Origin of the sequence: Parafilimonas sp. (assembly GCF_047606085.1) — a bacterium.
In the GTDB taxonomy this organism is placed as follows: Bacteria; Bacteroidota; Bacteroidia; order Chitinophagales; family Chitinophagaceae; genus Parafilimonas.
Genome location: NZ_JASGEX010000198.1, coordinates 21,129 through 27,625 on the forward strand (window position 1 = coordinate 21,129; position 6,497 = coordinate 27,625).

5 protein-coding genes are annotated in these 6,497 nt (G+C 44.5%); 2 read left to right on the forward strand and 3 right to left on the reverse strand.

Annotated features, from left to right (window positions below; genetic code table 11):
* Window positions 1–141 precede the first annotated feature (141 nt).
* A complete protein-coding gene (locus QM629_RS17665) occupies window positions 142–1,680 on the reverse strand; it encodes a sodium:solute symporter (RefSeq protein ID WP_415161220.1) in 1,539 nt (512 codons plus the stop codon).
* Between the two features lie 171 nt (window positions 1,681–1,851).
* Here QM629_RS17665 and QM629_RS17670 point away from each other — a divergent pair, with 171 nt between their 5' ends.
* Window positions 1,852–2,724 carry an AraC family transcriptional regulator gene (locus QM629_RS17670; RefSeq protein WP_415161221.1) on the forward strand — a complete coding sequence of 291 codons (873 nt, stop codon included), beginning with the start codon at window positions 1,852–1,854 and terminating at the stop codon, window positions 2,722–2,724.
* 280 nt (window positions 2,725–3,004) lie between these two features.
* Here the strand turns inward: QM629_RS17670 and QM629_RS17675 are convergent, their stop codons facing one another.
* Window positions 3,005–5,203, reverse strand: a complete 2,199-nt coding sequence (locus QM629_RS17675) for a M28 family metallopeptidase (protein WP_415161222.1) — start codon at window positions 5,201–5,203, stop codon at window positions 3,005–3,007.
* A gap of 69 nt (window positions 5,204–5,272) precedes the next feature.
* The gene (locus QM629_RS17680) at window positions 5,273–5,929 is read right to left on the reverse strand and encodes an NAD-dependent epimerase/dehydratase family protein (RefSeq protein WP_415161224.1); all 657 of its coding nucleotides are present in this window, start codon (window positions 5,927–5,929) and stop codon (window positions 5,273–5,275) included.
* A 68-nt stretch (window positions 5,930–5,997) separates the two neighbouring features.
* Here QM629_RS17680 and QM629_RS17685 point away from each other — a divergent pair, with 68 nt between their 5' ends.
* Window positions 5,998–6,183 (forward strand): ATP-binding cassette domain-containing protein, encoded by a 186-nt coding sequence (locus QM629_RS17685; protein ID WP_415161225.1) that lies wholly within the window; start codon window positions 5,998–6,000, stop codon window positions 6,181–6,183.
* The last annotated feature ends 314 nt before the right edge of the window (window positions 6,184–6,497 follow it).

A 6,497-nucleotide genomic window follows, 5' to 3' on the forward strand; every position in this document is an offset into this window, starting at 1 on the left:
AATTATCGTATTTAATGGAGGCAGTGAGTGGTCAGTGGTGAGCGTGTTCCTGCAATTTACTCACCATTCACTGCTGGCCGCTCACGATTAACCTAACACTGCTATTATGTGCTATATTTTTTTATTCCTGTTGGATTGGGCTTATACCTTGCGCAGCATAACCTGCCTCAGCTTCGTTACCAGCAAACCCACTAAAAATATAGTGAGCGTGCCTGCCACAATTATCATATTTATATGCAATGGGTTTTTAAAGCGTTCCCATTCCCGCGGCAAATGCTCAGACAAAGACATCCACAGTATAACGATAATGCCTATCACTGTTCCTGTAACGGCTTCCGCATTGCCGGCTTTTCTAACAATTAATCCAAGTAAAAACAAACCAAGCATGCCCCCGGAAAATATGCCTGCAAATTCCCACCAGAGGTCCAATACGCTCTTCACGCCTATGATGGCTATACCGAAGACTATGGATAATATGCCTGACAATGCCGTAACAACATGCAATATTTTCATTTCTTTTTTTTGCCCTGGAGAAGGATTGATATAACGCTGGTAAATATCTTTCAGAAATACAGTGGCAGAACTGTTCATGCCGCTGCTGATGCTGCTCATGGCAGCCGAAAGTATGGCTGCTATAATAAGCCCTACAAGGCCTGTTGGCACTTTAAGCACCATGAAATAGGGCAGTATTTTATCGCCGTAATCGGCAGGGGTAAGCGCGTTTACGTCCACATTTTTTTCAAGGGCAACCTGCTGTTTTAACGGAACAAGCAGTTCAGGATGCTGCGAAAAATAAGCATATAATGCAGTGCCTATAATAAAGAAGAATAAAGACATGGGCAGGTACCAGTACACACATAACCAAACGCTGCGGGAAGCCTCTTTTTCGCTGCGCGCTGCATGGTACCGCTGCACATAGTTCTGATCCATGCCAAAATTATTCAGGTTGATGAAAAACCCATATAGAAACACCACCCAGAAAGTAGAGCTGTGAAAATCTGTAAGGCTACAACTGCCCAGGCTGAATTTATTATCTGAGCTCCCTATGCGATATATCTCACCTATGCCTCCTTTCATTTCCTTTATGATAATAAACAGGATGATAAAGGCGCCCGTTGTTTTAATAATGCCCTGCACCACTTCGGTCCATATAACCGCCTCCATGCCGCCCAGCACGGTATAAACAATAATGCAGATGCCGGTCACAACCATGATTGTTTTCATATCCACGCCGGTAAGCGCCTGCAGCGTAAGGGCAATGCCAAAAAAGATGGAGCCCATGCGGGCAAGCTGTGTAAGCATAAAACATACCATGGCATATACTCTTGCCCAGGGGCCAAACCTGCGCTCCAGGTGCGTATAAGCGCTTACTTCTCCTGTTTTTCTATAGAAAGGCACAAAGAACCTGGCCGCTATATAAGCAGCAAATGGCATGGAAAGGCTAAACACCAGCGAGTTCCAGTTACTGCCATAGGCCTTGCCCGGCACACCCAGAAAAGTATTGCTGCTTAAAAAAGTGGCATACATTGACAGCCCCAGCGCCCACCCGGGAATGGAGCCGGATGCGGTAGTAAACTGCGCGGCATTCTTATTCTTCCTGGAAAAATATACGCCTACAAGCACCATTGCGAGAAGATAAATAGCGATGACAAACAGATCAATAAGCGGCAATTGTTGCATAGAAACACGTCTTGTGTGTAAAGAAACAAACGGGTTCAAAGTTTCTTCAATTTAAAAAAACAGGCAATGTTAATTGTTATAAAAAGAATAGCATAAATTACTGTAATAAGCAGGTGGCGCCATTAGCTTTGACCCTGGTAAAAGAAAGGCATTCATACGCTACATATAACTATGCAGGAAAATTTTCCGCCTTCTCAAAAAAGCATACCCCTTACATGGATATTGCCTGCCAGGCTAAGAAGCCTGCTGGATAAGCATCCTGTTGGCAAAAACCTGTACATTACAGAAATAGGTTTTTATAACGAACAGGTTTTTTTTGAAAAAGATGTTTTTAAAAACAATCCCGATTATGTATTGATTTATTGTGCAGGCGGAACAGGATGGTATAAAACAGATAGCAAAAAGCATGATCTGAGAGCCAATCATTTTGTTTTATTTCCCCGGAAAACAAGCTTTCAGGCCGGTGCCGGTTCTGCCAGGCAATGCAGTTTTTATTTTATTAAATTCAATGGCGCTGTAAGCAAAGACATGTATGAATACCTGCATCATGATGATAAAGCGGAGATACCCACCCCGCCGCTGGTTGGCCGAACGGCTCAATTCAGGGACATTATGCACCACCTGGACCTGATGGAGAACATAGAAAACCTGCTGTATGCCAATTTCCGTTTTTACAGCTTCCTGGGATCGTTCAGACTTACCGTTTTCAATTACATGAAGAAAGGCACAGATAATATTATTGAGCGGTGCATTATTATTATGAAAGAACACATTAATCAAAACCTTACCCTGGAGGAAATTGCAAACAAAGCCTGTTTGTCGGCTTCCTACCTGTCTGCTATCTTCAAACAGAAAACCCATTATTCTCCCATCAGGCTGTATGCATCGCTCAAAATACAGCGGGCCAGCCAGTTACTTAAAGCCACTAAAACGCCCGTTAAGCAAATTGCCGCAGAGATGGGCTATACAGACCAATACAGCTTTTCAAGGTCGTTTAAACAAATCATGGGAATATCACCCAAAAAATTCAGGGAGCAGAAATAAACAGGCGGTTAATAAGGCAGTTATTCTTGTATGATGTGGCGCCTCATTTTTAGAAGCTGTTTAAATTTTTTCGCACAGAGCAAAGGAGTCAACAGAGGATAAAGCGCCTCTGTTAGCTCCGTATTCTCCGTGCGAAAAATCGCTAAACCCTATAAAGAATTAAGTTTTTAAACAGCTTCGCAGAGGCTGCCGGTAAGCAAACCTCCTGATTATGAGATTTCCACCTGCGTGGGAATGACGGCAACACCGTTGCCTTGCACCTGCAACAAAATTTTTATCATCAAAGCTGCATTAAATAATTCGTCAGCCTTGTTATGGCTTCTGCGGTTAAATTTATTTCTTCCTGGGCTTCTTTCCAGTTGCGCTGTTCAATAGCTTCACGAATGCCGGGCAGCGTTTTTACACCATACCCTGTGTAAAAACCGGGCGCGTATAAACTGTGCCTGTACCAGGGCCTTCGCGGCAGGCCGGCAGGCACTAAAAGCTGTTGTTCAGCATGCGCCAAAGCCAGGTTAATGTTTTCGCTGGCCGATGCATTGTTTTTCTTAATCAGAACGCTTACACTGTCTGCGCTTTTATTGAATGCGGCCAATGCATTCTGCAAAGGGCTGAAATCAAGATAAGGCACTTCGTCTTTTGGCTTTGGCTGAACATAGGTTTTGGTGGGGTCTGCAGCGAGCTTATAAATATTTTTATTCAGCAATTCATTCTCAATAACCGTAGCATCGCGCATATCATTGGTTGTATTGATTAACTCCGATGCATAGCCACTGGCCGTAGAATAAAGACTGGCGAAGTCGAAGGGCAGCACATCGGCATCCGCCATCCTTAATACGGCGCGGCCTGCCACCTGCGCCAGTGCCACACCATATTCAAACGTGGGGTCTTTAAAGCGGCGGTAATCATCATACGAATCATAAATGGAATGGTACTCGCCGCCCGGGTCTTCACCGCCAAAGCCAAGGTCAAGCGCAGGCAGGCCAAGATGCTGAAGAAAAGGCGAATAATCCGAGCCGCTGCCGAGGGCATTTAATTCAAGCTTCGTTATGTTCAATGCATCTTTTTTTGCTTTGGCTGATGATGCATCCGCTGCACGGTTGGCTTTCCATCTTTCAAATACGGAAACTTTGGTTTGCGGGTCAATAACCGTTTTTGAAATTTCATCCATCAAAGGCTGCAAAGCATGCGAACCGCCGGCGCCTAAAAATCCACGCCCGTTGCCATCGCTGTTGATATAAACAACTGCTTTTTGCTGTAACTCTTTTGCATGTTCTTCTGCAAATTCTGTTGAGCCAAGCAATGCAGGTTCTTCGCCATCCCAGGCACAATAAATGATGGTGCGTTTTGGCTTCCAGCCTGTTTTCAATAATTCACCTATGGCTTTTGCTTCTTCCAGCATAGCCGCCTGCCCGCTGATAGGGTCTCCCGCTCCATTCACCCAGGCATCGTGATGGTTGCCCCGGAGCACCCATTCATCCGGAAATGCGGAACCTTTTATAGTGGCCACCACATCATAGCAGGGCACCATATCCCAATTGAATTCCAGCTTTAGATGCACTTTGGTTTTATCATCGCCCACATGATAGGCAAAGGGCAAACCGCCCTGCCAGCCTTCGGGCGCCACGGCGCCGCCTAAAGATTCAAGCAAAGGTTTTGCATCGTGATAGCTGATGGGCAATACAGGAATTTTTAAAAGGTTAACGGCATCTTCCCGCTTAATGCGCACCGCAGTACTGTCGGCCCCCACACCCGGCGTTAAAGGATCGCCGGGATAGATGGGCATGTCCATTACGCTTCCCCGCTGCACACCATATTCATTTTTAAAAGCGCCTTTGGGGTAAACATCGCCTATTGCATAACCATCATCGGCGGGATCGCTGTAAATGATACAGCCCACAGCGCCGTGTTCCTGCGCCACTTTTGGCTTTATGCCGCGCCAGCTTCTTCCATATTTTGCAATTACAATTTTCCCTTTTACATCCATGCCAATTTCGGCAAGCTTATCATAGTCTGAAGGCAGGCCATAATTCACAAAAACAAGCGGCGCTGTAACATCGCCATCAGCGCTCCAGGCATTATACGTAGGCAATTGATCTGCCTGCCCCGATGTGGCGTCTTCTTTTAAGGCCGGCTCTTTCAGCAGGGCTTTATACGCTGTGGGCGCCGTCATTTCAAGCACCCGTGTTTTAGGTGTGGGGAACAGCACCGTGTATTTTTCAAGGTGCGCATCAAACCCATACGATATAAAACGGTTAAGTATGCTGTCAGCAACAATTTTGCTGCCCTTTGAGCCAAGGTGATGCGGAAAGGATGAAAGTTGTTTTATGGTTGCGCCAACATGCTGCGCGCTTAAAGCCGCATCAAATTTTTGTTCGGCCTGAATTTGCGCAGGCGCATTGTTTGCCGGGAAGCCGGTAATATTTTGCGCTGAAATTTTTGCTGCCATAAAAGGCATGAAAAACAGAATGCATTTTTTCATGGAAATGAGTTTTGATGTTTTGGACTTTTACAAATTAAACTAAAAATTCAATAAGATATTGTATGATGTTTATGATTTTGCCAGTTGCCTTATATCGCTTATCTCCAAAATATTTTTATGATAACCAATAGTAACACAATTGATCATTGCCTTGCCTACTTCATGCATGGTTAAAACAGTTTTTGGGGCAAATACCTTTATAATTCCTGCAAGCAATTTATAAGTGCTTTTCCAGTTACGCTGACCTTCGAATGGCAACATAGCACCGGGCCGAAAATTATATTCCGCTTTAAAACCAAGCTTAGCCAGGTCATTTTCTGTTTTGCCCTTTACCCGCGCCCACATTACGCGGCCTTTTTCCGTGCTGTCTGTATGGCTGCCCGAAACATAGGTAAACACCATGTTGTTGTTATGCTGCCATAGCACTTTGGCAAAAGCCAGCGTGGTATCGTAAGTAAGCTTTGTATATTCAGGTTCCTTCTTGCCTACTGATGTAACGCCGGCGCAAAAAAAGCAGGCATCATAACCCTGAATCTTATCCGCATAATCATCCAGCCTGAAAAAATCAGGCGCCAGTAATTCTTTTAATTTGGGATGCTGTATTTCGTAATGCCTGCGGTTAATGATGAGCACTTCGCTCACTGCTGCGTTTTGCAAACATTCAAACAAAACACCTTCGCCCACCATGCCGGTTGCGCCGGTGATGATTACTTTAATACCCGCCATGACAATGAATTTTAGCTTTGAGGCTGTTAAAAATTAATTTTGTAAGATACATTATACCGGGCGTTGTATTGTATATCTTCCGGCATAAGAGGCTGAATCGCTTTTTATTCACAAAAGATTCATGGAATAAATCCTGCTCCGGCTTAAGCGGAGGCGAAAGAATGCGTTTAATACTTTGCTGCTTAACCATCAGCAATAAAGCACCTGATATGATAATTTTAGATGAACCAATGAATAGATATTCAAAATATTAGCATTTTAACGGCAGCTATCAATCAATACAAAGGCAGCTTACTTGTTGTATCGCATGAGGTTGTTTTTCCCGAAGAGATTGGCACAAGCAGGGCTATTGAAATTGATTTATACTCTTCACGGAATAAAAATGTGCAATCGTTAATTAGTCAAAGTACAAGTCACCCGGGCTTATTGCCGACCTTACATTTTCGCCTCATACGCGGCATTCCGGTCGGTGAGACACCGACCGGTAGCGGGTTCTACAAGTGGGTGTCCACCACCCGCCTGCGAATATTTGTAATACGCCCCCATTTATAAGTTAATAATAATTTTG